The organism is Streptomyces tirandamycinicus (assembly GCF_003097515.1).
In the GTDB taxonomy this organism is placed as follows: Bacteria; Actinomycetota; Actinomycetes; order Streptomycetales; family Streptomycetaceae; genus Streptomyces; species Streptomyces tirandamycinicus.
This window is the reverse complement of sequence record NZ_CP029188.1, coordinates 2,161,350-2,184,883: the sequence shown is the minus strand read 5'-3', so window position 1 is coordinate 2,184,883 and position 23,534 is coordinate 2,161,350. Positions and strand designations below refer to the sequence as shown.

At 72.3% G+C, this 23,534-nt stretch carries 20 protein-coding genes; 12 read left to right on the top strand and 8 right to left on the bottom strand.

From position 1 onward, the window contains the following. Nucleotides 1-208: 208 nt before the first annotated feature. Both DDW44_RS09680 and DDW44_RS09675 read left to right on the top strand, forming a co-directional pair. On the top strand, nt 209-850 hold the full coding sequence (locus DDW44_RS09680) for an IclR family transcriptional regulator (protein ID WP_017947992.1): 642 nt from the start codon (nt 209-211) through the stop codon (nt 848-850). 181 nt (nt 851-1,031) lie between these two features. After that, nucleotides 1,032-1,829 (top strand): S16 family serine protease, encoded by a 798-nt coding sequence (locus DDW44_RS09675; RefSeq protein WP_108906165.1) that lies wholly within the window; start codon nt 1,032-1,034, stop codon nt 1,827-1,829. An 85-nt stretch (nt 1,830-1,914) separates the two neighbouring features. Here DDW44_RS09675 and DDW44_RS09670 read toward each other — a convergent pair whose 3' ends face one another. Further along, complete coding sequence (locus tag DDW44_RS09670) at nt 1,915-2,397, bottom strand: Lrp/AsnC family transcriptional regulator (RefSeq protein WP_017947994.1); 483 nt, start codon at nt 2,395-2,397, stop codon at nt 1,915-1,917. A gap of 122 nt (nt 2,398-2,519) precedes the next feature. On the opposite strand from DDW44_RS09670, the gene hppD reads away from it, so the two are divergent. Further along, nucleotides 2,520-3,665 carry a 4-hydroxyphenylpyruvate dioxygenase gene (gene hppD, locus DDW44_RS09665; RefSeq protein WP_017947995.1) on the top strand — a complete coding sequence of 382 codons (1,146 nt, stop codon included), beginning with the start codon at nt 2,520-2,522 and terminating at the stop codon, nt 3,663-3,665. Between the two features lie 87 nt (nt 3,666-3,752). Here hppD and DDW44_RS09660 read toward each other — a convergent pair whose 3' ends face one another. Then, nucleotides 3,753-5,522: a tetratricopeptide repeat protein gene (locus DDW44_RS09660; RefSeq protein ID WP_244223992.1), complete on the bottom strand. Its 1,770-nt coding sequence runs from the start codon at nt 5,520-5,522 to the stop codon at nt 3,753-3,755. Between the two features lie 108 nt (nt 5,523-5,630). Between DDW44_RS09660 and DDW44_RS09655 the strand changes: the two genes are divergently transcribed. Both DDW44_RS09655 and DDW44_RS09650 read left to right on the top strand, forming a co-directional pair. After that, entirely contained in the window at nt 5,631-6,998 is a 1,368-nt protein-coding gene (locus tag DDW44_RS09655) for an FAD-binding oxidoreductase (RefSeq protein WP_017947997.1), read from the top strand. A gap of 240 nt (nt 6,999-7,238) precedes the next feature. Then, nucleotides 7,239-7,679: a VOC family protein gene (locus tag DDW44_RS09650; protein WP_108906163.1), complete on the top strand. Its 441-nt coding sequence runs from the start codon at nt 7,239-7,241 to the stop codon at nt 7,677-7,679. Nucleotides 7,680-7,882: 203 nt separating this feature from the next. On the opposite strand, the gene DDW44_RS09645 is transcribed toward DDW44_RS09650, so the two are convergent. Beyond that, nucleotides 7,883-8,377 (bottom strand): SsgA family sporulation/cell division regulator, encoded by a 495-nt coding sequence (locus tag DDW44_RS09645; protein WP_017947999.1) that lies wholly within the window; start codon nt 8,375-8,377, stop codon nt 7,883-7,885. Between the two features lie 283 nt (nt 8,378-8,660). Here DDW44_RS09645 and DDW44_RS09640 point away from each other — a divergent pair, with 283 nt between their 5' ends. Both DDW44_RS09640 and DDW44_RS33510 read left to right on the top strand, forming a co-directional pair. Next, nucleotides 8,661-10,160: an RDD family protein gene (locus DDW44_RS09640; RefSeq protein WP_108906162.1), complete on the top strand. Its 1,500-nt coding sequence runs from the start codon at nt 8,661-8,663 to the stop codon at nt 10,158-10,160. A gap of 154 nt (nt 10,161-10,314) precedes the next feature. Beyond that, nucleotides 10,315-11,139: an RDD family protein gene (locus DDW44_RS33510; RefSeq protein ID WP_206307349.1), complete on the top strand. Its 825-nt coding sequence runs from the start codon at nt 10,315-10,317 to the stop codon at nt 11,137-11,139. Here the strand turns inward: DDW44_RS33510 and DDW44_RS09630 are convergent. Then, on the bottom strand, nt 11,125-11,430 hold the full coding sequence (locus DDW44_RS09630) for a hypothetical protein (RefSeq protein ID WP_017948003.1): 306 nt from the start codon (nt 11,428-11,430) through the stop codon (nt 11,125-11,127). The genes DDW44_RS33510 and DDW44_RS09630 overlap by 15 nt on opposite strands. 425 nt (nt 11,431-11,855) lie before the next feature. Between DDW44_RS09630 and DDW44_RS09625 the strand changes: the two genes are divergently transcribed. Further along, nucleotides 11,856-14,288, top strand: coding sequence for an immune inhibitor A domain-containing protein (locus DDW44_RS09625; RefSeq protein WP_108906161.1), 2,433 nt, complete (start codon nt 11,856-11,858; stop codon nt 14,286-14,288). Nucleotides 14,289-14,569: 281 nt separating this feature from the next. Beyond that, nucleotides 14,570-14,884, top strand: coding sequence for a hypothetical protein (locus DDW44_RS09620; RefSeq protein WP_108906160.1), 315 nt, complete (start codon nt 14,570-14,572; stop codon nt 14,882-14,884). Nucleotides 14,885-15,054: 170 nt separating this feature from the next. On the opposite strand, the gene DDW44_RS09615 is transcribed toward DDW44_RS09620, so the two are convergent. Together DDW44_RS09615 and DDW44_RS09610 are read right to left on the bottom strand one after the other, a co-directional pair. Next, on the bottom strand, nt 15,055-15,639 hold the full coding sequence (locus tag DDW44_RS09615) for an isochorismatase family protein (RefSeq protein ID WP_108906159.1): 585 nt from the start codon (nt 15,637-15,639) through the stop codon (nt 15,055-15,057). A gap of 206 nt (nt 15,640-15,845) precedes the next feature. Further along, a complete protein-coding gene (locus tag DDW44_RS09610; RefSeq protein WP_018891601.1) occupies nt 15,846-17,177 on the bottom strand; it encodes a nicotinate phosphoribosyltransferase in 1,332 nt (443 codons plus the stop codon). A gap of 91 nt (nt 17,178-17,268) precedes the next feature. Between DDW44_RS09610 and clpS the strand changes: the two genes are divergently transcribed. The 3 genes from clpS to DDW44_RS09595 all read left to right on the top strand — a co-directional run bounded on the left by clpS (nt 17,269) and on the right by DDW44_RS09595 (nt 20,239). Then, nucleotides 17,269-17,580 (top strand): ATP-dependent Clp protease adapter ClpS, encoded by a 312-nt coding sequence (clpS, locus tag DDW44_RS09605; RefSeq protein WP_026165308.1) that lies wholly within the window; start codon nt 17,269-17,271, stop codon nt 17,578-17,580. Next, nucleotides 17,580-18,188, top strand: coding sequence for a DUF2017 domain-containing protein (locus DDW44_RS09600; protein ID WP_018891602.1), 609 nt, complete (start codon nt 17,580-17,582; stop codon nt 18,186-18,188). The genes clpS and DDW44_RS09600 overlap by 1 nt, the downstream gene beginning before the upstream one ends. A 611-nt stretch (nt 18,189-18,799) precedes the next feature. Further along, the gene (locus DDW44_RS09595) at nt 18,800-20,239 is read left to right on the top strand and encodes an amino acid permease (protein ID WP_108906158.1); all 1,440 of its coding nucleotides are present in this window, start codon (nt 18,800-18,802) and stop codon (nt 20,237-20,239) included. Nucleotides 20,240-20,367: 128 nt separating this feature from the next. On the opposite strand, the gene DDW44_RS09590 is transcribed toward DDW44_RS09595, so the two are convergent. Then, nucleotides 20,368-21,057: an LmeA family phospholipid-binding protein gene (locus tag DDW44_RS09590; RefSeq protein ID WP_108906157.1), complete on the bottom strand. Its 690-nt coding sequence runs from the start codon at nt 21,055-21,057 to the stop codon at nt 20,368-20,370. After that, on the bottom strand, nt 21,054-23,453 hold the full coding sequence (locus DDW44_RS09585; RefSeq protein WP_108906156.1) for an MMPL family transporter: 2,400 nt from the start codon (nt 23,451-23,453) through the stop codon (nt 21,054-21,056). The genes DDW44_RS09590 and DDW44_RS09585 overlap by 4 nt, the downstream gene beginning before the upstream one ends. Nucleotides 23,454-23,534 lie beyond the last annotated feature (81 nt).

Sequence of the window (23,534 nt, the reverse complement as noted above, 5' to 3'; positions counted from 1 at the left end):
CCGTTCGACGCCCGGATTCTGGACGAGGTCTTCCGCTGAGCGAACCGGCTCGCTACTGTCCCCGCACATGAAACGCCCCGTGGCAGCGCCGCCGCGGAGCGCAGCCGGTGTGCCATGGCCTGCCGGCGGCCTCTCCGTGCGTCGCCGATGGGACCGGTGCCGCTAGCCGCGAGAGAGTCGCCGCACTCACCTCGAAGGAGAGGGCGTCGTGACCGCGGAGACCTCCCAGACGCTCGACAGAGGACTGCGTGTCCTCAAACTGCTCGCCGACACCGACCACGGGCTGACCGTGACCGAGCTGTCCAACCGGCTCGGCGTCAACCGGACCGTCGTCTACCGACTTCTGGCCACACTCGAGCAGCACGCCCTGGTCCGCCGCGACTTGGGAGGCCGGGCCCGGGTGGGTCTCGGTGTGCTCCGCCTCGGCCGTCAGGTGCACCCGCTGGTGCGGGAGGCGGCGCTCCCGGCGCTGCGCTCCCTCGCCGAGGACATCGGTGCGACCGCCCATCTCACGCTGGTCGACGGGTCGGAGGCGCTCGCGGTGGCGGTCGTCGAACCGACCTGGACGGACTACCACGTGGCGTACCGGGCCGGCTTCCGCCACCCGCTGGACCGCGGAGCCGCGGGGAAGGCGATCCTCGCCGCACGCCAGGGGGGTCTCACCGAGCCCTCGTACACCCTCACCCACGGCGAACTGGAGGCGGGCGCGAGCGGAGCCGCCGCCGCGCTCGTCGGGGTGACCGGCATAGAGGGCAGTGTCGGTGTGGTCATGCTGGCGGACTCCGTTCCCGAGCGGGTGGGCCCCCGGGTGGTGGACGCGGCACGCGAGGTCGCGGACGCGCTGCGCTGAACCGCCGGCGACCGGGCGGACCCGGGCGCCGGGCTTGCGGGACGCCGGACCCGGGCGCCGGGCTGCCGGGACACGGACCCGGACACGGACCCGGACGCGAACCGGATTCGACCGGGTCCGACGATCCGGGCCGGATCCGGGTCCGATCCGGGCGGACCGGGTGGACCGATACATTGACAGCGTGTTCTCTCGCCTCTCACGTCTCTCCCGTACCCGGGTCCTCGCCGTCTGCGCCGTGCCCGTCGCGTCGCTGCTCGCGGTCGCCGCGCTCGCCCCCCTGCCGTTCACCGTGGCCCAGCCCGGGCAGACCACGAACGTGCTGGGGTCCGACCGGGGCAAGCCGGTGATCACCATTACCGGAGCCCCCGTACGGCCGACCCAGGGACAGCTGCGGATGACGACCATCGTGGCGACCGGGCCCTCGGTCGACGTCGATCTCGGCGACATCGCGGGCGCGTGGGTGCGCAAGGACCGTGCCGTGCTGCCGCGCGACTCCGTCTACCCCTCCGGGCGGTCGGACGAGGAGATCGAGAAGCACAACACCGCCGAGATGCTCAAGTCCCAGAACAGCGCGGTGGACGCCGCCCTCGGCTACCTCAAGGAAGACCCCGCGAAGGTGAAGGTCACCCTGAACCTCGCCGACGTCGGCGGCCCGAGCGCCGGGCTCCTCTTCTCCCTCGGGATCGTGGACAAGCTCGCGGGCGACGGCGCGGGCGGCGATCTCACCGGGGGCAGGAACATCGCCGGTACGGGCACCATCGACGCCGACGGCAAGGTCGGTGCGGTCGGCGGGGTCGCGCTGAAGACGCAGGCCGCGGCGCGCGACGGCGCGACCGTGTTCCTCGTCCCCAAGGCCGAGTGCGCCATCGCCGAGGAGCAGCTGCCCGAGGGCATGACGCTGATCCCGGTCACCGGGCTGACGGACGCGGTGTCCTCGCTCAAGGCGCTGCAGAAGGGCGGCAGCATCCCGAAGTGCTGACCGAGGCTGATCGAGTGTTGACCGGGCGCACCGGGCGCTGACCGGCGGGTCCCCGGCGCGTCCCGGGCCTCTCGCATGGGCGGGTTCAGCGGGGCCGGCGGGCGTCCTCCGCGGCCTGCTCCACCAGCGGGATGATCCGCAGCGGTACCGGATTCTCCATCACGATCGCCGTGGACGCCCTGACGATGCCGTCGAACCCGACGACCCGGTCGATCACCCGCTGGAGGTCCGCGTTGGACCGGGCGACCAGCCGGCACAGCATGTCGCCGTGCCCGGTCGTCGTGTGCAGCTCCAGTACCTCGGGGACCGTGGCGAGGTGCGCCCGTACGTCGGCCCCCTGCCCCTGCTTGATCTCCAGCGTGGCGAACGCGGTCACCGGGTACCCCAGGGCGGACGGGTCGACGTCGGGCCCGAAACCCCGGATGACCCCGTGCGACTGGAGGCGGTCGAGCCGCGCCTGCACGGTGCCGCGTGCGACCCCCAGCCGGCGGGACGCCTCCAGGACCCCGATCCTCGGCTCCCGCGCGAGCAGCACGATGAGCCTGCCGTCCAGATGATCGATCGCCACATCGGCCTCCCACGTAGTCATCCTGTACAGGTAGCCCGAACGAATCGGACACAGACCAAGCATATTGTCCAGCGGATTCAGCAACTATTGCGCAGCTTGTGGATCGGCGGGAGTCTGCCGCCATGACTGAGACCCTGGATCACACCCCTGGCACGGGCAGGCAGGCCGACCCCTTCCCGGTGAAGGGAATGGACGCGGTCGTCTTCGCCGTCGGCAACGCCAAGCAGGCCGCGCACTACTACTCCACGGCCTTCGGGATGAAGCTGGTCGCCTACGCGGGTCCGGAGACCGGCAGCCGGGAGACCGCCTCCTACGTCCTGACCAACGGCGCCGCCCGCTTCGTGTTCACCTCCGTCATCAAGGCGTCCACCGACTGGGGCCGGTTCCTCGCCGAGCACGTCGCCGAGCACGGTGACGGTGTCGTCGACCTGGCCATCGAGGTCCCGGACGCCCGTGCCGCCTACGCCTACGCCACCGAGCACGGCGCGCGCGGCATCCAGGAGCCGTACGAGCTCAAGGACGAGCACGGCACGGTCGTCCTCGCCGCCATCGCCACGTACGGCACGACCCGCCACACCCTCGTGGACCGGTCCGGCTACAGCGGCCCGTACCTGCCGGGCTTCTCGGCCGCAGACCCCATCGTCGAGCCCCCGGCCAAGCGGACCTTCCAGGCCATCGACCACTGCGTGGGCAACGTCGAGCTCGGCAGGATGAACGAGTGGGTGGCCTTCTACAACAAGGTCATGGGTTTCACCAACATGAAGGAGTTCGTCGGCGACGACATCGCGACCGAGTACTCGGCGCTGATGTCCAAGGTCGTCGCCGACGGCACCCTGAAGGTGAAGTTCCCGATCAACGAGCCGGCGATCGCGAAGAAGAAGTCGCAGATCGACGAGTACCTCGAGTTCTACGGCGGGGCGGGCGTCCAGCACATCGCCCTGGCCACGAACGACATCGTCGCCACCGTGCGCACGATGCGGGCGGCCGGGGTGCGGTTCCTGGACACGCCAGACTCGTACTACGACACGCTCGGCGAATGGGTCGGCGACACCCGGGTGCCGATCGACACCCTGCGCGAGCTGAAGATCCTCGCGGACCGCGACGAGGACGGCTATCTCCTGCAGATCTTCACCAAGCCCGTGCAGGACCGGCCGACGGTCTTCTTCGAACTCATCGAACGGCACGGTTCGATGGGCTTCGGCAAGGGCAACTTCAAAGCGCTCTTCGAGGCGATCGAGCGCGAGCAGGAAAAGCGCGGAAACCTCTAGCCCGTACGGAGCCCGGCTCCGCCCTCGCGGCCCCACGGACCCTGACCCGTGGGGCCGCGCGGCGTCGCGGCACGGCCGTGCGCGGTCTCACCCACCGGCAGGCGACGGCCCGCGTGGGGTGGTGGCGGGCGGCCGGTCGTCCCCGGCCGTCCCCTCTGTTTCCCCTGTATCCCTCGCTTCCCCTGCCTCGCCCGCTTCCCCCGTTTCCCTCGCTTCCCCCGCTTCCCCCGCTTCCCTCGATTCCCCCGCTTCCTCGGTGTCTCGGGAGTCGCGTTCGCGGGGCCGGTGCGCCCCGGAGTCGCGCGGTCCGGACGAGGTGTCCCCGTCCCGGCCGCGGGGCGACCGCTCCTCGCGATCCCCGGCCCGCTCGCCGTCCTCCCGCGTCCCGCCGTCCCCGGCCCGCTCGTCGTCCTCCGCCGTCTCGTCGTCCTCCGGCGGCAGCTCCGCGTCCGTCGTCCACGGCTCGCCCTCGACGTCGACGGGACCGCCCGGAGGCGGGTTGCCCAGCACCGAGACCGCGCGCTTCGCCTGAGGCACCAGGAGCGGCGAGAAGTACGGGTTGAGGCGCAGCGCCTCCCGCAGATGCCGGCGGGCCGGGCCGTCCTGGCCGAGCGAGCGCTCCATCTCTCCCCGGTGGTACAGCGACAGCGCGCTGCGGAGCCCGGGAGTCGTGGCCCGCTTCAGATACTTCAGCCCCTCCTTCGTCCGCCCCGCCCGGTGCAGCGCCCACCCCAGAGCGTCCGAGACGTGCGCGCTGCGGTGCCCCCGCTTCCACTCCTGCGCGAGGCGCTGCACCGCGGCGTTCGCCAGCCCGTGGTCCGCCTCGTACCGCGCGAGCGTCAGCTCCTCGCTCACCCCGTACTTCCGGGCCTTCGCGGCCAGCCGGCGCACCTTCTCGTAGTGCGCCCGGGCCTCACCGGACATCCCCAGCGACTCGTACAGCTCACCCGCCCGCAGCGCGTACTCGGGCATCGGCGCCCGCTCGATGGCCGCCTTGTAGTCCCGCAGCGCGTCGTCCGTGCGCCCGAGCGCCGCCGAGGCCCGGCCCCGCCCCGCCAGGGAGGGGTGGTGGCCCGGCTCCAGCTGCAGCGCCGTGTCGAAGTACGCCGCGGCCTGCTTGGGCTCGCCCCGCTCCCAGGCCAGCTCGCCGAGCCGGTACAGCGCCGAGGCCCGTTCCGCCCTGCCGCCCGAGCGGGACACCGCCTCGTCCGCCAGCGCCTCGGCGTCCTCGTACCGGCCGTTGTCGCGCTGGACCTGGGAGCCCCGCAGCAGGGTCTGCACGGTGCGCGGCCGCAGCTCCTCCAGCGTGTGCAGCGCCTTCGCGGCCACCCCGTACGAGCCGAGTCCGCTGTACGCGTCGATCAGCACCGGATACGCCGTCCACTGCTCCGGCGACCTCGCCCGGACGCTCTCGGCCCAGCGCTTCGCCGCGGCGAAGTCCCGCCGGGCGTTCGCCAGCGCCGCCATCCCCAGCTGGGCGTCCGCGTTGCCCTTCTCGCCGGGCAGCGCCTCCAGCGAACGCCGCAGCGCCTTCTCCGCCCGGCGGAAGTCCGTGCGGTCGCCGAGCAGCGCCCCCTGCGCCAGGTAGGCCGAGCCCAGCACCGCCCACGACAGATGGTCGCCGGCGTTCCCCGCCAGCCGGTGCTCCTGCGCCGCGATCAGCGCCGACAGCTCTCCCGCCGAGAGGGCGGCTCCGGGGCCCTCCGCCAGCACGGTCCGGGCCGCCGGCCCCGGTGCGGGCGGCGGCGGCCGGTCGTCCCGAACCGTGCCGACGACCACGATCCCGGCGGCGACCGCCCCGGCGACCAGCGAGGCGATCACGGCATTCCTGGCAAGCGGCGCGCATCGCTTCTTCATGGCGATCACTGTGCGCCACCTCCGGTCGCCCACGAAGTGCCCACCCGGCGGAGCGACGCGGATCGGCGGCGGGTTCACACCGATGGCCCCCGGTGCCAATCTGGGATCATGGACGCTCTCCTCTCCCGGCTCCGCGAGAACCTCCCGCCCGAAGCCCTGATCACCGACCCCGACGTCACGGCCTCGTACAGCAACGACATGGCGAGCTTCTGCGACGCGGGCACCCCGGCCGTCGTGGTCCTGCCGCGCACCGTCGAGCAGGTCCAGCACGTGATGCGCACCGCGACCGAACTGCGCGTGCCCGTCGTACCGCAGGGGGCTCGTACGGGCCTGTCCGGCGGCGCCAACGCCTCCGACGGCTGCATCGTCCTCTCCCTCGTCAAGATGGACCGCATCCTGGAGATCAGCCCGGTCGACCGGATCGCCGTCGTGGAGCCCGGTGTCGTCAACGCCGTGCTGTCACGCGCCGTCGGCGAGCACGGGCTGTACTACCCGCCGGACCCCTCCAGCTGGGAGACGTGCACCATCGGCGGCAACATCGGCACCGCCTCCGGCGGACTGTGCTGCGTCAAGTACGGCGTCACCGCCGAGTACGTCCTCGGCCTGGAGGTCGTCCTGGCCGACGGCCGGCTCCTCAGCACCGGCCGCCGCACCGCCAAGGGCGTCGCCGGCTACGACCTCACCCGGCTCTTCGTCGGCTCCGAGGGGAGTCTGGGCGTCGTCGTCAAAGCCGTGCTCGCGCTGCGGCCGAAGCCGCCCCGGCAGCTCGTCCTCGCCGCCGAGTTCCCGTCGGCCGCGACCGCGTGTGACGCCGTCTGCGCGATCATGGAGCGCGGCCACACGCCGTCACTGCTGGAGATCATGGACCGTACGACCATCCGGGCCGTCAACGCGATGGCGCAGATGGGCCTCCCGGACACGACCGAGGCGCTGCTCCTCGCCGCGTTCGACACCGCCGACCCCGGCCCGGACCTCGCCGCCGTCGGGGAACTGTGCGCCGCGGCGGGCGCCACCCAGGTCGTCCCCGCCGAGGACGAGGCCGAGTCCGAGCTGCTGCTCCAGGCCCGCCGGCTGTCGCTGACCGCCCTGGAGGCCGTCAAGACCGCGACGATGATCGACGACGTCTGCGTACCGCGCTCCCGGCTCGCCGCGATGATCGACGGAACCGCCGCCATCGCGGAGAAGCACGACCTCACCATCGGCGTCTGCGCGCACGCCGGGGACGGCAACACCCACCCGGTCGTCTGCTTCGACCACCGCGACCCCGACGAATCCGCCCGCGCCCGCGAGTCGTTCGACGAGATCATGGCCCTCGGGCTGGAGCTCGGCGGCACCATCACCGGCGAACACGGTGTGGGTGTCCTGAAGAAGGAGTGGCTGGCCCGCGAACTCGGCCCGGTGGGAGTCGAGTTGCAGCAGGCCGTCAAGAACGCCTTCGACCCGCTCGGCATCCTCAACCCCGGCAAGCTGTTCTAGCGTCCAGTGCCTGACCTGGCACTGGCCGCGTTGACCCGCAGCGGCGGACGGACACCGCCGGTCGCGGCACCGGCGCCTCGACCGGCGGTGTCCGTCCGCCGAGATCTGGATCACCCGTCCACGACCTCCCCGGACAGAACACCTAGGCCCGAAGGACCATGAGGACCGGGACCGGAGCCGGATGGAAGGGGCAGGGCTCGCCGCATAGCGTGAAGGGGTCAGGCTGGAGAAGGAGGAGCCGTGCCCGCACGTCTTGACCACACCATCGTCCACAGCCGTGACCGCTTCGCGGCGGCCCGCTTCCTCACCGAGCTGATCGACGCGCCGGAGCCCAAGCCCTTCGGCCCGTTCGCCAGCGTCCCGCTCGCCAACGGCGTCACCCTCGACTACCTCGACCCCGGCGACCCCGGCGACCCCGGCGACCCCGGCGACCCCGGCGACCCCGGCGACCCCGACGGGCAGCCGGGCTCGCCGATCGTCTCGCAGCACCTCGCCTTCCTCGTCACCGACCAGGAGTTCGACGAGATCCTCGGCCGGATCAGGGAGCGCGGGCTGCCGTACTGGGCCGACCCGGCGCACGCCGAACCGCAGCGGATCAACCACCTCTTCGACGGCCGCGGGGTCTACATCGACGACCCCGACGGCCACTCCCTCGAGTTCATCACCCACACCTACTTCTGAGGGCTGGCCGGGAAGCGGCAGCCGGATTCCCGGCGGACCCCCGGCCGGGGGCATCGACCGCCCCGGGCGTGCGAACACCCGCCCCGGGAGCGGCCGGCCATGCCCCGTGCCCCGTCCCCCAGTCCCCAGTCCCCGTCCCCCAGTCCCCGTCCCCCAGTCCCCAGTCCCCAGTCCCCGACCATCACCTTCTCCGTGGAGCCCGGCTACGCCTCGCCGTCCTGCGGCTCGTCCAGGGCCCGGTGGCCCTCGCCGCCCAGGGCGGGGGAGGGGCCGCGCCCGTCCGCCGGGGCGGGCGCGAGCAGCTCCGCCAGCCCGGCCTCGAATCCGAGGTGCTCGGCCTCGGTCCCCGGCGGAACGGCCCGCAGGGTCCGCTCGAGCCACGCCGACACCTGAGCGGACGGGGCTTCCAGGAGGGCGTCGCCGTCGGGTGAACTCAGCGCTATCCGGATGGCGTTCCGCCCGTCGTCCCGCGCCGGCCACACCCGGACGTCCCCTTCCCCGCATGTCCGGAAGACCCCCTCCACCAGCAGTTCACGGGCGAACGTCCAGTGGACGGGACGCTCGGACCCGACGTGGAAGGTGATGTGCACGGCATACGCGTCGTCCCCCCGGTAGGTGAGCCTGGCCGGCACGGGGACACTGCGCTCCGGCGACAGGACCAGTTTGAGCTCCAGCTCGCGTTCCACCACGGTGTCCATCAGGCTGCGACTTCCTTTCCTGGTACGAGGCCCCGGAGCGGGCCACACAGGGAGAGAGCGCCATCCCCGCCGACTATTACGCGACTTCCGCCACCAACCTCTCAGTGACGGCGCGCGCGATCGCCGCGGTACGGCGGAGCGTTACCGGAAAGTGGGCCTTACGCCGGGACGGGCCCGGCACGGTGCGGTGGTCTGATAGATGTGGACCCTTGAGTCGACCCCCTTACCCCCCTCGACCCCCTTGATGCCCTCGATGTCTTCCAGGAGATGCGGGACCACGGTGATGAGCGCCCCCACCCCGGCAACCGGCGACGGCAGCCCCACGCCCGGCTACTACCCCGATCCGTCCATCCCGGGGTACGTCCGGTACTGGAACGGCACGGCGTGGGTGCCGGGCACCAGCCGTCCGGCGCCCAAGGACGGCGAGACGATGCCGGCGTCCCCGCCCTCGGCGCACGCGACCGCCGCACCGGCCCGGGCGGCCTCGGCGCCGCCCGTCCCCCACGTTCCGGCGGTCGAGGAGACCGGCCCCGTCTTCCTGGACGAGGCCCCGGAGCCGTCCTCCGGCTGGCAGGCCGACGCCTCACGGCAGACGGGCTTCGGCGGCGACCGCGACCGCCGCGTCTCCTGGGGCGCACCGCAGGACCCGCGCAAGGGGGGACTGCCCGGCTCCGGTACGGACGCCTCGGCACCGGTCGCGGGCGAGGCCTGGGACCGGCCGGGCGCCACGGCACCAAACCCGGGCGCCGGAGGCCCGGCGGCGGGTACGGGCGAGGGCGGGGGACACTCCGGGGTCCGGTTCGACCGGCCGGCCGGGCGGTCGGCCCTCGGCGACGACCGCCCGGAGCAGGGGGGCACCGGAGCGGACCCGACCGGCGGCGCCCTTCCCGGCGTGCGCAGCGTCGCCGGGCCCGCCGGTGAGCCCGAGCCGCCGGTGGACGGCACCGGCACGGGCCGGCCGCCGCGCCCGCAGCCCGGCACGACGCCCGCCGAGGGCGCCATGCCGACCCGTACGATGACGCCCCGCGCGCAGTCGACGGCGGTACCGGCGCAGGCCTCCGCCCAGGCGCCGCCGCAGCCGGAGGTGCCGGCCCAGCAGCAACCCCCATCACAGCGGCCGCCGCAGTCCCAGCGGCCGGCACCGCCGCAGGCGCCCGTGTCCTCGGGGCCGGGCGGCGGGTCGGCCTCCTGGGCGCAGCAGGTCCACCGGCTGGCGCAGAAGCCGGAGGAGGAGCCTCCGGTGGCTCCCTGGAAGCCCCCGGCCAGTGATCCGTTCCTGCTGGCCGCCCAGGCCCAGGCCTCGGCCCGGCCCGCCGCGATCGGCAGGCGCTTCGCCGCCCGGCTGATCGACACCGTCGTGCTGGGCGCGCTCGTCGGCGCCGCGACGTACCCGTTCGTCTCCGCCGCGCTGACGCACATCGACGAGAAGATCGAGGCGGCGAAGCTGTCCGGGGAGACCGTGACCGTCTGGCTGATCGACGGTACGACGGGCTTCCACCTCGGTCTCTCGCTCATCACGATGCTGGTGCTCGGCACGCTCTACGAGGCGCTGCCGACCGCCAGGTGGGGGCGCACGCCCGGCAAGCATCTGCTGGGGCTTCAGGTGCGGGACATCGAGTCGCACCAGCCGCCGTCGTTCGTGGCGGCCCTGCTGCGCTGGCTGGTGCACGGCCTCCTCGGCGTCCTGGTCGTCGGCGTGCTCAATGTGCTGTGGTGCGTGTTCGACCGCCCGTGGCGGCAGTGCTGGCACGACAAGGCGGCCCACACGTTCGTGGCCGGCTGACGGTTCGCCGGCCCCGTCGGGGCCGGCAGTCCCTCATCCCCCGGACAATCCCCCGGACAATCCCCCGGACGGCTCCCGTCCCCCGAACCGCTCCCGTCCCCCGAACGGCTCCCGAGCCGTTGCGGGGCCCGGCGGCGCGGGGTGCACTGCCCCCATGAGCAACGACCGGCCGTCCGGCCCGCCGCCCGAGGACGATCCGTTCCGCAAGAGGCCCCAGGAGCCGCAAGAGCCGCAGGGGCCGCAGGAGCCCACGCCGCCCGGAGGCCCACCGCCCGGGGGTCCCCCGCAGGGCGGGCCGCCGCCGGGCGGTCCGCCGCCCGGCGAGGGCCCCTACGGCGCGCCCCCTCCCGGTGGCGGCGGCCCCTACGGCACTCCGCCGCCCGGCGGCGGCCCGCACGGAGCTCCGCCGCCCGGCGGTCCTCAGCCTCCCGGGGCCGGTTCGCCCTACGGCGCCCCGCCCCCGCCGTACGGCGGCGACCCCTACGGAGGCCGCGATCCGCTGCAGGGGATGCCCCCGATGGCCGACACCGCCAAGCGCATCCTCGCGCGCGTCGTCGACTGGCTGATCGTCGCCATCCCGCTGCTGATCATCGGCATCCCGTTCGGGATCTACAACAGGGTCACGTCCGGCGACGGCGACTTCGGCGACTGGGTGACGGACGGCAATGCCGGCGGGTGGGTGTTCCAGGTCATCGCGATCATCGCGTTCGTCGGCTACGACACCCTGATGGTGCGCAAGTCGGGCCAGACCCTGGGCAAGAAGCTCATGAAGATGCGTGTCGCGATGCTCAACGACGGGAGCACGCCCGACACCGGATCCTCGCTGACCCGCGCCGTGGTGCTCTGGCTGCCGCAGCTGATCTGCTGCCCGTGCCTGTGGCCGCTGCTCCTGCTGATCTTCATTCTGGTCGACAAGCCGTACAAGCAGGGCCTGCACGACAAGGCAGCCAAGACGGTGGTGGTGTCAACGGCGACCTGAGTGCTGCCCGACCCGGTGAGCCGCCCCGCGGGCGGCGGGCACCCGGGCGGACTCCGGCAGGGAGCGGTCCTCGAAGGCGGCCGCACGGCTACGACCGGCCGTGCGCGCCGCCTTCGCCCTGCTCCGCGCCGGTACGTTCACGGCGACCAGCAGGCCGAGTGCGAGAGCGGCGACCCCGACGGCGGCGACCCCGAGCGCCGTCGTCGCGCGGAAGAGCAGGAGCATGGCGACGGTCGAGACGACGACGGTGGCCGAACCGTAGGCGAGCTGTGCGGCAGTCGGACGCGGCATGACGGTTTCCGTCCCTCGAAAGCATCGATGTCGGTGGTGTGTCGCGACGGGTCGCCCTGTCCGGCGACCCTACGTGGGTGGATGCCCGAGAGGAACCGGCGGTAAGCGTGACCTGACCCACGGTGCCGGTGCACCGGGGGCGCATCGAGTCACATGTCTCAGGAACCGGCCGGGTGCATGCTCCTGTTGACGAGGCGTCCGCGATGCGAGAGGGTCGCCGCTGCCGACCCCGTGGACGCGGGTAGCGCGTCCGCTATCCGGGAACGCGCTACTGCATAGTGCAGTTGGCCTGTTCAAGTCAAGGTCTGTTTTTTCTCCGTCAACTCCGGTCGAATGTCGTCACTTGTGACGCGCTGCCGCGAGCGGATCCACCCCACATTCCTTTGGACCGCGGTACGCCGGCGCGCGGGGGAGGACACCTTCAAGTGACAGGCAAGCAACGGGCGATCAGAGCGTCCGCGGTGATCGTGGCCTTGGCCACGACAGGGGCAACGGCCGCGGCACTCACGACGGCCCAGGCCGACAGCAGGCCCTCCGGGGCTCCCGGGGTCGAGCGCCACGATCCGGCGCCCGGCTCCGACCACCACAAGGCCCACAAGGGCCATGTGGACCACGATCTCGAGGGTCCGTTCAGCGAGCAGCAGGCGCAGCAGCGCCAGGCGGCCCTGGAGCAGGTCATATCCGGGGACGCGACCGTGCAGAAGCGCGGCGCGTCCAAGGTGGTGAAGCTCGACAACAAGAAGTACGTGGAGCTGGGCCGGGAGAAGACCGACAAGATCTTCACGATCCTGGTGGAGTTCGGCGACAAGGTCGACGACACCACGATGTACGACCCGGACGGCGACGGGCCCAAGCCGCCCGTCAAGAAGTACGGCGGTACCCCCGGTCCGCTGCACAACAAGATCGCGCAGCCGGACCGCGCGGTGGACAACTCGACCGCCTGGCAGAAGGACTACAACCGGCAGCACTTCCAGGACCTGTACTTCGGCGAGGGCAAGGACAAGAAGGGGAACCCCAAGCACTCGCTGAAGACCTACTACGAGCGCACCTCCTCCGGCCGGTACTCGGTCGAGGGGACCGTCTCGGACTGGGTCAAGGTCGACTGGAACGAAGCCCGCTACGGCTCCAACTACTGCGGCCAGTCCAACTGCAGCAACGTGTGGGACGCGGTCCGTGACGGCGTCACCGCCTGGACCGCGGACCAGAAGGCCAAGGGCCGTACCGACGCCCAGATCAAGGCCGACCTGGCGCAGTACGACCAGTGGGACCGCTACGACTTCGACGCCGACGGCGACTTCAACGAGGCCGACGGCTACATCGACCACTTCCAGATCGTCCACGCGGGCGAGGACGAGTCGGCCGGCGGCGGCGCCGAGGGCCCGAACGCCCTGTGGGCCCACCGCTGGTACGCCTACGGCACCGACGCCGGCCGGACCGGCCCGGCGAACAACAAGGCCGGCGGCACCCAGATCGGCGACACCGGCATCTGGGTCGGCGACTACACCATGCAGCCGGAGAACGGCGGCCTGGGCGTCTTCGCCCACGAGTACGGTCACGACCTCGGTCTGCCCGACCTGTACGACACCTCCGGCGGCGGCGAGAACTCGACCGGCTTCTGGTCCCTGATGTCGTCCGGCTCCTGGCTGGGCACCGGCGAGGACTCGATCGGCGACATGCCCGGCGACATGACCGCCTGGGACAAGCTGCAGCTCGGCTGGCTCAACTACACCAAGGCCAAGGCGGCGACGAAGTCCAAGCACAAGCTGGGCGTGGCGGAGTACAACACCAAGAACCCGCAGGCCCTCGTCGTCGAGCTGCCGAAGAAGAAGGTCACCACCGACGTCGTGAAGCCCGTCGAGGGCTCCATGCAGTGGTGGAGCGACATGGGTGACGACCTCAAGAACACCCTGACCCGCTCGGTCGACCTCACCGGCAAGTCCACGGCGTCGCTGGAGCTCACCGGCTGGTGGGACATCGAGGCCGACTACGACTACCTCTACACCGAGGTGTCGACGGACGGCGGCGCCAACTGGACCGCCGTGGACGGCACCGCCGACGGCGCGCCGATCTCCCGCGACGCCTCCGACAAGCCGGCGCTGACCGGCCCGTCGGACACGCACAAGAAGCTCGTGTACTCGCTCGACGCGTACGCCGGCAAGAAGGTCGACGTCCGCTTCCGCTACCAGACGGACGGCGGTGTCGCAGGCAAGGGCTTCGCCGCCGACGCCATCGTGGTCTCCGCGGACGGCGCCCCGCTCTTCAGCGACAACGCCGAGACCGAGGCGCCCGGCTGGACCGCCAAGGGCTTCTCCCGCATCGGCGAGTCCTTCACGGACGAGTACGAGCAGTACTACATCGCCGAGAACCGCCAGTACGTCTCGTACGACCAGACCCTCAAGGTCGGCCCGTACAACTTCGGCTTCAAGGCGCCGAAGGACGGCTGGGTGGAGCACTACCCGTACCAGAACGGCCTGCTCGTCTGGCTGTGGGACACCTCGCAGAAGGACAACAACACCAGCCAGCACCCCGGCAAGGGGCTGATCCTCCCGGTCGACGCCAACCCCCAGGCCCTCAAGTGGGCCGACGGCACGACGATGCGCAACCGCATCCAGTCGTTCGACTCGACCTTCAGCACCTTCCGCTCGGACGCCCTCACCCTGCACAAGGCGGACGTGCCCACGCGTATCGCCGCGCACAGGGGCAACCCGGTCTTCGACGACCGCAAGGGCGTCTACTGGTTCGAGGAGAACCCGACCGCCGGCGTCCAGGTCCCGGACACCAACACCAGGATCTCGATCGTCAAGGAGCCGAGGAACGGCCAGACGATCACGGTCAAGGTCGGCCCTTCGGTCAGGTGACCTGGCACCGCACAGGGAGCGGGGTGTCCGCGCGTTCGTCGCGCGGGCACCCCGCTCCGCCGTTGCCGCAGGGCGTCCTTTTGTTGACGCAGGCATGAAGGAACGGGTGGCCGGGAGGTGGCTTGATAGTGCCGGGAGGGTGGAGCTCTCCGTGGCAGACGGACGAAACCCCAGGTCAGAGGGTGAAATGCGGCTGCCCTCTAGCGGGCGGCGGCCGATCGTGTTTAGGTGCGTCTGATGACGTTCTTATTGACAGCTAGCTCACGGGGGAGTGATGCGGTGTGCCCGGCGGAGGTTTCTGCAAGCTGCCAGGAGGCAGTGTGGTGGTCGCGATAGGCCTGCCCGACCCGGCGGGCGGCGGCCGCACGGTGCGGGTGCTGGTGCATGCCGCGAACCGTGCGCGCGCCCTCACACGGCTGCGGAACCTGGGGCTGCGTGCGGTGTATCTGCGCGGTAACACGGAGCCACCGACGCCGGACGAGATCACGGCGGTGCTGCACCATCCGGACGGCCTGCTCTGGCGTACCCACGAGCCGCTCAGCCAGGAGCTCTGGCACCCCATCGGCGCCCTGCTCCGCCCGGCGGGCCGGCGGTAGGGTCCGGGCCCCGCGCCGGGAGCGCTCACGCGCGCTCCCCGGGGCCCGCCCGCGAGCGCCGAGCCGTGGGCGTGGGCCGCGAGCGGGGGTGTGGGCCGCGAGCGGGGGTGTGGGCCGCGAGCGGGGGTGTGGGCCGTGAGCGGTTCGCGCCGGCTTCCGGTGGCCGTGTGTCAGACCACCGGCTTGCCGGACAGCTCCACACCCGCCTGCCGCATCTGCTCCAGGGCTCGGCCGGTCGTCTCCTCGGAGACCCCGGCGGTCAGGTCGAGGAGCACATGGGTGCGGAAACCCTCGCGCACGGCGTCCAGCGAGGTGGCGCGTACGCAGTGGTCGGTGGCGATGCCCACGACGTCGACCTCGGTCACATCGCGGGAGTGCAGCCAGTCCGCCAGGGTCGTGCCGTTCTCGTCGGTGCCCTCGAAGCCGCTGTACGCGGCCTCGTGCGCGCCCTTGTCGAAGACCGCGTCGACCGAGCCGCAGGCGACCGCGGGCGCGAAGTTCGGGTGGAAGCCCACGCCCTCGGTCCCGGCGACGCAGTGAGCGGGCCACGAGTCCACGTAGTCCGGCTGCTCCGAGAAGTGGTCCCCCGGGTCGATGTGGTGGTCCCGGGTGGCCACCACATGTCGGTATCCGGGCTGGGCCTGGCCGATGTAGTCGGTGATGGCGGCGGCGACGTCCGCGCCCCCGGACACCGCGAGGCTGCCCCCCTCGCAGAAGTCGTTCTGAACGTCGACGACGATCAATGCGCGGTGCATGGCGGGTGTCCTTCGCTGGGTGCGGGCGGGTGACGATGGGGAGCGGTCGGGAACGGCCTCGGGAACGGTCGGGATGGTCGGGGGCGGCCTGGGGGCGGTGGGCGGCGACGTTCCGAGGGTAGAGACTTCAACCGCCTTGCGGGAGAGGGCCTTCGCCTGCTACCGGAGCTGCCGTGGTCTCCCGGGTCACCCGGTGTTCGGCGGGCTCACATGAGGTACTCCGTGGGGATCACCGGTTCACCGCGGGACAGCTGGGTCGCGGAGATCGGCAGTGCCGCGCGCGCCGCGATGTGCCGCTCGCGCGCCGTGTCCAGCGGCTCACGGGCGACGACCTCCCCCTGCTTGACCAGCTCCGTCAGCAGCTGCCGGTCCGCCAGCGACTCCGGGACCGGGCCGGTGCCGAGCACCTCGGCCTCGGCGACGCCGTACTCGTCGTGCCGGCGGGCCGCCCACTTGCGCCCGCCGACGGACAGCTTGCCGCCCGCCGACCGCTTCGCCACCGGCACCAGCGGGGCGTCCGGATCGGCCGACCCGGCGCGGGCGACCAGCTTGTAGACCATCGAGCAGGTGGGGTGGCCGCTGCCGGTGACCAGCTGCGTACCCACGCCGTAGGCGTCCACCGGCGCGGCGGCCAGGGAGGCGATCGCGTACTCGTCCAGATCGGACGTCACGACGATCTTCGTGTCGCGTGCGCCGAGGTCGTCGAGCTGCCTGCGTACCCGGTGGGCCACCATCAGCAGGTCCCCCGAGTCGATGCGCACCGCCCCGAGGCCGGTGCCGGCGATCTCCACGGCCGCCGCGACGGCCTCGGTGACGTCGTAGGTGTCGACCAGCAGGGTCGTCCCGCGCCCGAGCGAGTCGACCTGGGCGCGGAAGGCGTCCCGCTCGGTGTCGTGCAGCAGGGTGAACGCGTGCGCGCTGGTGCCCACCGTGGGGATGCCGTAGCGGAAGCCCGCGGCGAGGTCGGAGGTGGAGTGGAAGCCTCCCACGTACGCCGCGCGTGCGGAGGCGACGGCGGCGAGCTCGTGGGTGCGCCGGGCGCCCATCTCGATGAGCCGGCGGTCCGCGGCGGCGGCCGACATCCGGGAGGCGGCGGCCGCGATGGCCGAGTCGTGGTTGAGGACCGAGAGGATCACGGTCTCCAGCAGTACGCACTCCGCGAAGGAGCCCTCCACACGCAGGATCGGCGAGCCGGGGAAGTAGACCTCGCCCTCCGGGTAGCCGTGGATGTCACCGCCGAAGCGGTAGTCGGCCAGCCACTGGAGCGTCGGCTCGTCCACGATGCCGCCGTCCCGCAGGAAGCCCAGTACGCCCTCGTCGAAGCGGAAGTTCTCCACGGCGTCCAGGACGCGCCCGGTGCCGGCGACCACGCCGTAGCGGCGGCCTTCCGGCAGCCGGCGGGTGAAGACCTCGAAGACGGACCGGCGGTCCGCGGTGCCCGCCTTCAGCGCCGCCTGCAGCATCGTGAACTCGTACTGGTCGGTGAAGAGCGCGGTCGACGGCACGGAGACCGGCAGACCCAGATCCGCAGTGTTCATACGTGCGATGCTAGCGCAGATTTCGTCAGAGTGACGAGATGTCGCCGGATCGGCCGGGGCGTTTATGCGACCGGGTCCCTCGGGTGGCAGCATGGGTGGAGTGACTGTGCCCCTAGAGATCGAGCAGACCCAGTCGGCCGAGGAGACGTTCGCCGTTCCCGAACCCGACGTTCCCTGGGTGACGATCGTCCACAACGATCCGGTCAATCTGATGAGCTATGTCACCTACGTTTTCCAGGCGTACTTCGGCTACTCCAAGGACAAGGCCCACAAGCTGATGCTCGACGTCCACCACAAGGGACGCGCGGTCGTCTCCAGCGGGACCCGCGAGGAAATGGAACGCGACGTCCAGGCGATGCACGGCTACGGGCTGTGGGCGACCCTCTCCCAGGAACGTCAGTGATGGCGGGACAGTTCGAAGCGCTGCCGGGCGGCGGTGCGGCCGTCGCGCTCGACGAGGTCGAGATCTCCATCCTCCGCTCGCTCGCCGTCCAGCTGCTGGAGCTGATCGGTCCCGGTGACGAGCCCGCCGAGGGCGAGGACCCGCTCGCCGCGCTGTTCGCGGAGGGGCCGAGCGAGCCGCCGTCCGACCCCGCGCTCGCCCGGCTCTTCCCCGACGCCTACGCCAGGCCCGAGGCGGAGCGCGGCGCGGACGGGGCCGAGGACGAGGAACTCCGGGAGCTCTCGGCCGAGTTCCGCCGTTTCACGGAGAACGAGTTGCGCGCCCGCAAGCGCGACGACGTCCTCGCGGTCGTCCGCAGTCTCGACGCGCTCACCGTGACGGGTGAGGGCGGGGCCGTCCTGAAACTCACCGCCGAGGACTCGCTGCACTGGCTCGGCGCACTCAACGACCTGCGGCTGACCATCGGCACCCGGCTCCAGGTCACCGACGACGACGAGACCGGCGACCTCTACCGGCTGCCGGACTCCGATCCGCGCAAGCCGATGGTCATGGCCTACCTCTGGCTCGGGGCGCTCCAGGAGACCCTGGTCGAGACGCTGACCCCGTAGCCGCCCCGTAGTCGCCCCGCCGCCGGGTGGGCGGCCGGGGTCTCGGCGTCCGGGAGGCCGGGCGCCCGGAGGGCGGGGTATCCGTGACGACGCGGCGCCGGGAGGGCGGGGTATCCGTGACGATGCGGCGTCCGGCGCGTGCGGCCGGGCGCCGTACCGGTGTGCCTGGTGTCTGGTGCCTGATGCGCCTGATGAGCATGAGCCAGATGTGTCTGGTGTGCCCGGTGGCGGCGCGGAGGGGCGCGGCGGGGCGGGTTTCGCCTGCCGTGCGACGCGCCGCCGGCCCTGGCGGCCTGCCCGGCCGAGGTATCCGGCGATCGTTCAGCAGACGGTCAAATCAGGATAAAGATCGCATTGCTTACGCGCCCCTGTTTGTCGCTTCACAGGCGGATTGTCCGCTTGTTGCTGTGTGGTGTGCCACATCGCGGCGAATCGGACGGGCTTCCGGCCGTGATACATCTTCACGATCTGCCGGGGACGCCACCCATGTCCCCGGGAGCGCTCGGACCGGCAGACCGCCGGTGGCACTCCATCGGTATCCGGGGGGATCAGGACCGGCCCGCTGCCGCATCACGACGGCGTGGAACGGTATGGAGAAAGGCGCAACAACCATGACCTCGTTGCAGGTCGACGACCACGCCGGTGAGGCCGGGGGCACTTCGCGGGAAGGCTACGAGCGCGGGCTCGGCAGCCGCCAGGTGCAGATGATCGCCATCGGCGGTGCCATCGGCGTGGGTCTCTTCATGGGAGCCGGGGCGAACATCGCCAAGGCCGGACCCGGCATCATCCTGATGTACGCCCTCGCGGGCGTGGTCATCTTCTTCATCATGCGGGCGCTGGGCGAACTGCTGCTCTACCGGCCCGTCTCGGGTTCCTTCGCGGAGTACGCCCGTGAGTTCCTCGGCCCGTTCTTCGGGTTCGTCACCGGCTGGACGTACTGGCTGATGTGGGTCGTCACCGGAATGGCGGAACTCACCGCCGCCGCCATCTACATGCACTTCTGGTTCCCGGGGATCCCGCAGTGGGTCAGCGCCCTGGTGTTCCTGGTGGTGCTCTTCGGCGTCAACCTGATCTCGGTGAAGATCTTCGGCGAGGTCGAGTTCTGGTTCTCGATGGTCAAGGTCACCGCGATCATCGGCATGATCGTGATCGGCCTCGGAGTGCTCACCCTCGGCTTCTCCGACGCCGGCGACACCGCTTCGGTCTCCAACCTCTGGGCACACGGCGGGATCTTCCCCAACGGCATCGGCTCCAGCCTGATGACCCTGCAGGGCGTCATGTTCGCCTATCTCGCCGTCGAACTCGTCGGCGTCACAGCCGGCGAGTCCGAGAACCCCGAGAAGACGCTCCCCAAGGCCATCAACACGCTGCCCTGGCGCATCATCATCTTCTACGTCGGCGCCCTCGTGGTGATCCTCTCCGTAGTGAAGTGGACCGAGTTCTCCGCGGGCGAGAGCCCGTTCGTCCACGCCTTCGACAGGATCGGCATTCCGCTCGCCGCCGGCATCGTCAACTTCGTGGTCCTGACCGCCGCGCTGTCGTCCTGCAACTCGGGCATGTACTCCACCGGCCGCATGCTGCGCGACCTGGCGTCCAACGGCGAGGCGCCGCGGTCGTTCGGACGCCTCAACGCCCGCAAAACCCCGGCCGTGGGCATCGCCGTCTCGGTCGCGCTGATGGGCGTGGGCGTGCTCCTGAACTACGTCGTCCCGGAGAAGGCGTTCGGCTACGTCGTCTCGGTCGCCACCGCGGCAGGCGTCTGGACGTGGATGACGATCCTCGTCAGCCATATCCGCTACCGCCGCGCGGTCGAGGCCGGCCGCCTGCCCGCCTCCTCCTTCCCCGCCCCCGGCGGCGCCAGGCTCAGCTGGGTCGCCCTGGTCTTCCTGATCGCCGTGACCGGCATGATCGCCTACGACAGGGACTCCCGGATCTCCCTGGTGGTGGGCGCGGTCTGGGGCATCGGACTGGCCGTCGGCTGGGCCGTCCTCAAGAAGCGCGACCCGCGGCCCGGCCGGAGCACCCCCGGCCACGCGGACGCCGTGGGCTGAGGCGGGCGTCTGCCGCGCCGGTCATCAGGTCGTGGCGGCGCCTCCCCGCCCGCCACGACCCGACGCCGCTGCGGGACACCGCGGAGTACCCCGCTCGCGTGTCCGGCGGCCGCCGGTCCGGCGCCGGCTCAGGTGAACCGGACGTCGTCCCCCCGGGCGTGGAGCGTCACCCCCGCGTCGTCGACCGAGACGCGGGTCGGGGTGAGGCCGGCGGGCAGCTCCGGCACGACGACCTTCCTGTCGGCGAAGGCCGCCGAGATCCGGGGGCCGGCGGGGTCGACCGGCCGGCCCGCGAACGAGGCCGTGACCGGCACCAGGGAGATCGTGCGCCCGGTCAGCCGCGGCTCGGCCACGACGGTCAGGGGCAGGCCCAGGACCTCGCTCACGACACGCAGCCGGCCGGCCCCGTCCGCCGAGAGCGTGGTGCCCGACCCGAGACCCGCGCCCAGGGAGTCGAACGGTGCCGTGAAGTCGGCTTCGGCGGACGCGGCCTCGTACCCGCCGTCCCGCTCGGCGACCTCACGCAGTTCCACCGTCGCCCGTACCGGCCGGCCCTCCTCGGTCACGGCGTCCGCCTCCACCTCGACGGCCGGAAAGGCTCCCCGGGCCGCGCTGAGCAGGAAGGGGAAGCCGCCGATGGTCACCTGCGGAGTGCCGGACAGCGCATGCTGCCGGGCGGCGATCCGCTCCGCGATCCGCTTCTCGGCGACGGTCGCGCAGACCCGGTCGGCAACCGGCAGTGCGACGAGCACCAGAGCCGCCGCCAGGGATACCCACAGCCGTCGACGGCGGCGGCCGCCCGCGGGGCGCCGCGTCATGACGCGCCCCTGGTGCCCGCCAGAGGCGCGGCGCCGCCCGGGGACGGGGGCGGCGCGGTGCCGCCGGGGCCGTCGTCCTCGATCGCCAGCCTCGGCAGCAGCCTGTCCAGCGCGCCCGGCAGCCACCAGTTCGCCCGGCCGAGCAGGACCATGGTGGACGGTACGAGCACGCCGCGCACCACGGTGGCGTCCAGCGCGACCGCCGTGGCCAGGCCGATACCGGCCATCTTCACCACGGGGTCGTCGGACAGCAGATAGCCGAGGAAGACACTGACCATGATCAGAGCCGCGCTGGTGATGATCCGGCCCGTTGCGGAGAGCCCGGCGATCACCGCGCCCCGGTTGTCCCCGTCGCGCAGGTACGCCGCGCGCACCGCGCTCAGCAGGAACACCTCGTAGTCCATCGCCAGACCGAACAGCACCGCGAACATCAGCAGCGGGACGTACCCGGGTATCGGCACCGGCCCTTCGAGCCCGATCAGGGTCGCGCCCCACCCCCACTGGAAGACGGCGGTGAGCACCCCGTAGGACGCGGCGACCGAGACCAGGTTCATCAGCGCCGCCTTCACCGCGACGACCGGGGAGCGGAAGGCCACCAGCAGGAGCAGTGCGGCGACGGCGAGCACGAAGCCGACGACCAGCGGCATCCGCGCGGTGAGCCGCTCGTTCAGGTCGGCCTGCGCGGCCGTGGCCCCGCCCACATGGGTGACCATCCCGGTGGTCCCGGTGGCCCCGGTGGCTCCGGGCAGGGTCTCCTCACGGAGCCGCTCGACCAGTGCCGCCGTGGCCGGGTCGGAGGGCGCGGTGGTGGGGGTGACCTGCCAGCGCACGCGCGTACCGCTCGCGTCCAGTTGCGCGGATCCGACGGAGGCGACCCCGGCGGTCGTGCGCAGCGCGGCGGTCACCGTCGTGATCCGGGTGTCGTCCGGGCCGGAGGCGGCCGTGGGCAGCGTCGACACGACCTGGAGAGGGCCGTTGGCGCCGGGACCGAAGGCATCGGCCAGGCGGTCGTACGCGGTACGGCTCGCCGTGCCGGGGGCCTTGTCCCCCGCGTCGAGCTGGCCGAACGTCAACTGCGCTGCCGGGACGGCGAGTACGCCGGTCAGCACCAGCCCCGCCAGCAGGCAGCGCCACGGCCGGGAGGCGACGTACGCGGCGACCCGGCCCCAGCCGGCCGGAGCGGACCCCTCCTCCCGCCGGCCCGGCTCCTGCCGCGCGTCCGGCTCGCTCTGGTCGTGCCGTGCGGCCCCTTCCCCTGGTTCCCCCGGTTCCCCCGGCTCGCCTCGGTCGTCCCGTACCCCCTGCCCCTTCTGCTGCCCCTTCCGCGCGCCCGTCTTGCTCCGCGCGCCCGTCTCGCTCCGCGTGCCGCGTTGCCGTCGTGTGCCCCGCGCCCCGGGAGCGAGTCGCGGCCCGAGCAGGGACAGCACGGCGGGCAGCAGGGTGAGCGTCGCCGCCATCGCCAGCAGCACGGCGATGCCCGGCGCGAGGGCCAGCGCGTGCAGCAGCGGAAGCCCGCCCAGCGCGAGCCCGGCGAGCGCGGCGACGACGGCACTGCCCGCGAACACGACCGCCTTTCCGGACCCCGCGGTGGTGCGCGCCGCCGCGTCCTCGACGCCCACCCCGGCCGCCAGCAGTTCGCGGAAGCGGGTCAGGCAGAAGAGCGTGTAGTCGATGCCGACACCGAGGCCGATCATCGCCGCGATGGTCGCCCCCGCGGACGGCATGTCCATCAGATGGCCCGCCAGGCCGATCAGGCAGAGGGACACGCCCAGGCCGACGGCTCCCGTGAGCAGCGGGACCCCGGCCGCGACCAGGCTGCCGAAGCCCACCGCCAGGACGACGAAGGCGGCCGCGACGCCGATGATCTCGCTGTGCCCGGTGGAGCCCTTGTCCGCAGCCGCCGCGAGGTCACCGCCGGCCGTCACCTCGATTCCCGCGCGGGTGGCGGGGGCGGCCGCGTCCGTGACCGCGCGGGTGGTCTCCGGGGTGATGTCCCGGCCGCCGACATCGAGTTCGACCGTGAGCCTGCCCGTGCGGCCGTCGGCACTGAGCCCTCCGCCCGCCGCTTCGTAGGGGGTGGTGACGGCCACGACATGGTCGACGCCCTCGACGGCCCGGGCCGCCTCTTCGACGGCTCTGCGCTGCCCGGGCGAGGTGAGTGGCGCTGCACCGGCCGGTGCGTACAGGACCACGGGCTGACGGCCCGAGGCCGCGTCGTCGAAGGCCTCCGCCGCGTCGCGCGCGGACTGGCTGTCGCTGCCGGGGATGGTCACGGCCTCGCTCGTCACGCTGCCGAAGGCCCCGACGGCGGAGGCCAGGGCGACGAGCAGCAGCAGCCAGGCGGCCGCGGTCCGTTTCGGTCTGCGGGCGCACCAGCGCCCTACGGCCAGGAGCATGCGGAAGCGGTCCCTCTCGTGCGGCGGCCCGGCTGGGCGCGGAGTGATTGCACTTGGTGTGCAAGCAGCACGTTTGCATCG

Excerpts from the sequence above, each read along its gene's own strand:
- DDW44_RS09595 (WP_108906158.1), top strand. The coding sequence starts at position 18,800 with ATGACCTCGTTGCAGGTCGACGACCACGCCGGTGAGGCCGGGGGCACT.
- DDW44_RS09615 (WP_108906159.1), bottom strand. The coding sequence starts at position 15,639 with ATGCACCGCGCATTGATCGTCGTCGACGTTCAGAACGACTTCTGCGAG.
- hppD (WP_017947995.1), top strand. The coding sequence starts at position 2,520 with ATGACTGAGACCCTGGATCACACCCCTGGCACGGGCAGGCAGGCCGAC.
- DDW44_RS09660 (WP_244223992.1), bottom strand. The coding sequence starts at position 5,522 with ATGAAGAAGCGATGCGCGCCGCTTGCCAGGAATGCCGTGATCGCCTCG.
- DDW44_RS33510 (WP_206307349.1), top strand. The coding sequence starts at position 10,315 with ATGAGCAACGACCGGCCGTCCGGCCCGCCGCCCGAGGACGATCCGTTC.
- DDW44_RS09645 (WP_017947999.1), bottom strand. The coding sequence starts at position 8,377 with ATGGACACCGTGGTGGAACGCGAGCTGGAGCTCAAACTGGTCCTGTCG.
- DDW44_RS09600 (WP_018891602.1), top strand. The coding sequence starts at position 17,580 with ATGGCGGGACAGTTCGAAGCGCTGCCGGGCGGCGGTGCGGCCGTCGCG.
- DDW44_RS09640 (WP_108906162.1), top strand. The coding sequence starts at position 8,661 with ATGAGCGCCCCCACCCCGGCAACCGGCGACGGCAGCCCCACGCCCGGC.
- DDW44_RS09585 (WP_108906156.1), bottom strand. The coding sequence starts at position 23,453 with ATGCTCCTGGCCGTAGGGCGCTGGTGCGCCCGCAGACCGAAACGGACC.
- DDW44_RS09630 (WP_017948003.1), bottom strand. The coding sequence starts at position 11,430 with ATGCCGCGTCCGACTGCCGCACAGCTCGCCTACGGTTCGGCCACCGTC.
- DDW44_RS09655 (WP_017947997.1), top strand. The coding sequence starts at position 5,631 with ATGGACGCTCTCCTCTCCCGGCTCCGCGAGAACCTCCCGCCCGAAGCC.
- clpS (WP_026165308.1), top strand. The coding sequence starts at position 17,269 with ATGGGTGGAGTGACTGTGCCCCTAGAGATCGAGCAGACCCAGTCGGCC.
- DDW44_RS09610 (WP_018891601.1), bottom strand. The coding sequence starts at position 17,177 with ATGAACACTGCGGATCTGGGTCTGCCGGTCTCCGTGCCGTCGACCGCG.
- DDW44_RS09590 (WP_108906157.1), bottom strand. The coding sequence starts at position 21,057 with ATGACGCGGCGCCCCGCGGGCGGCCGCCGCCGTCGACGGCTGTGGGTA.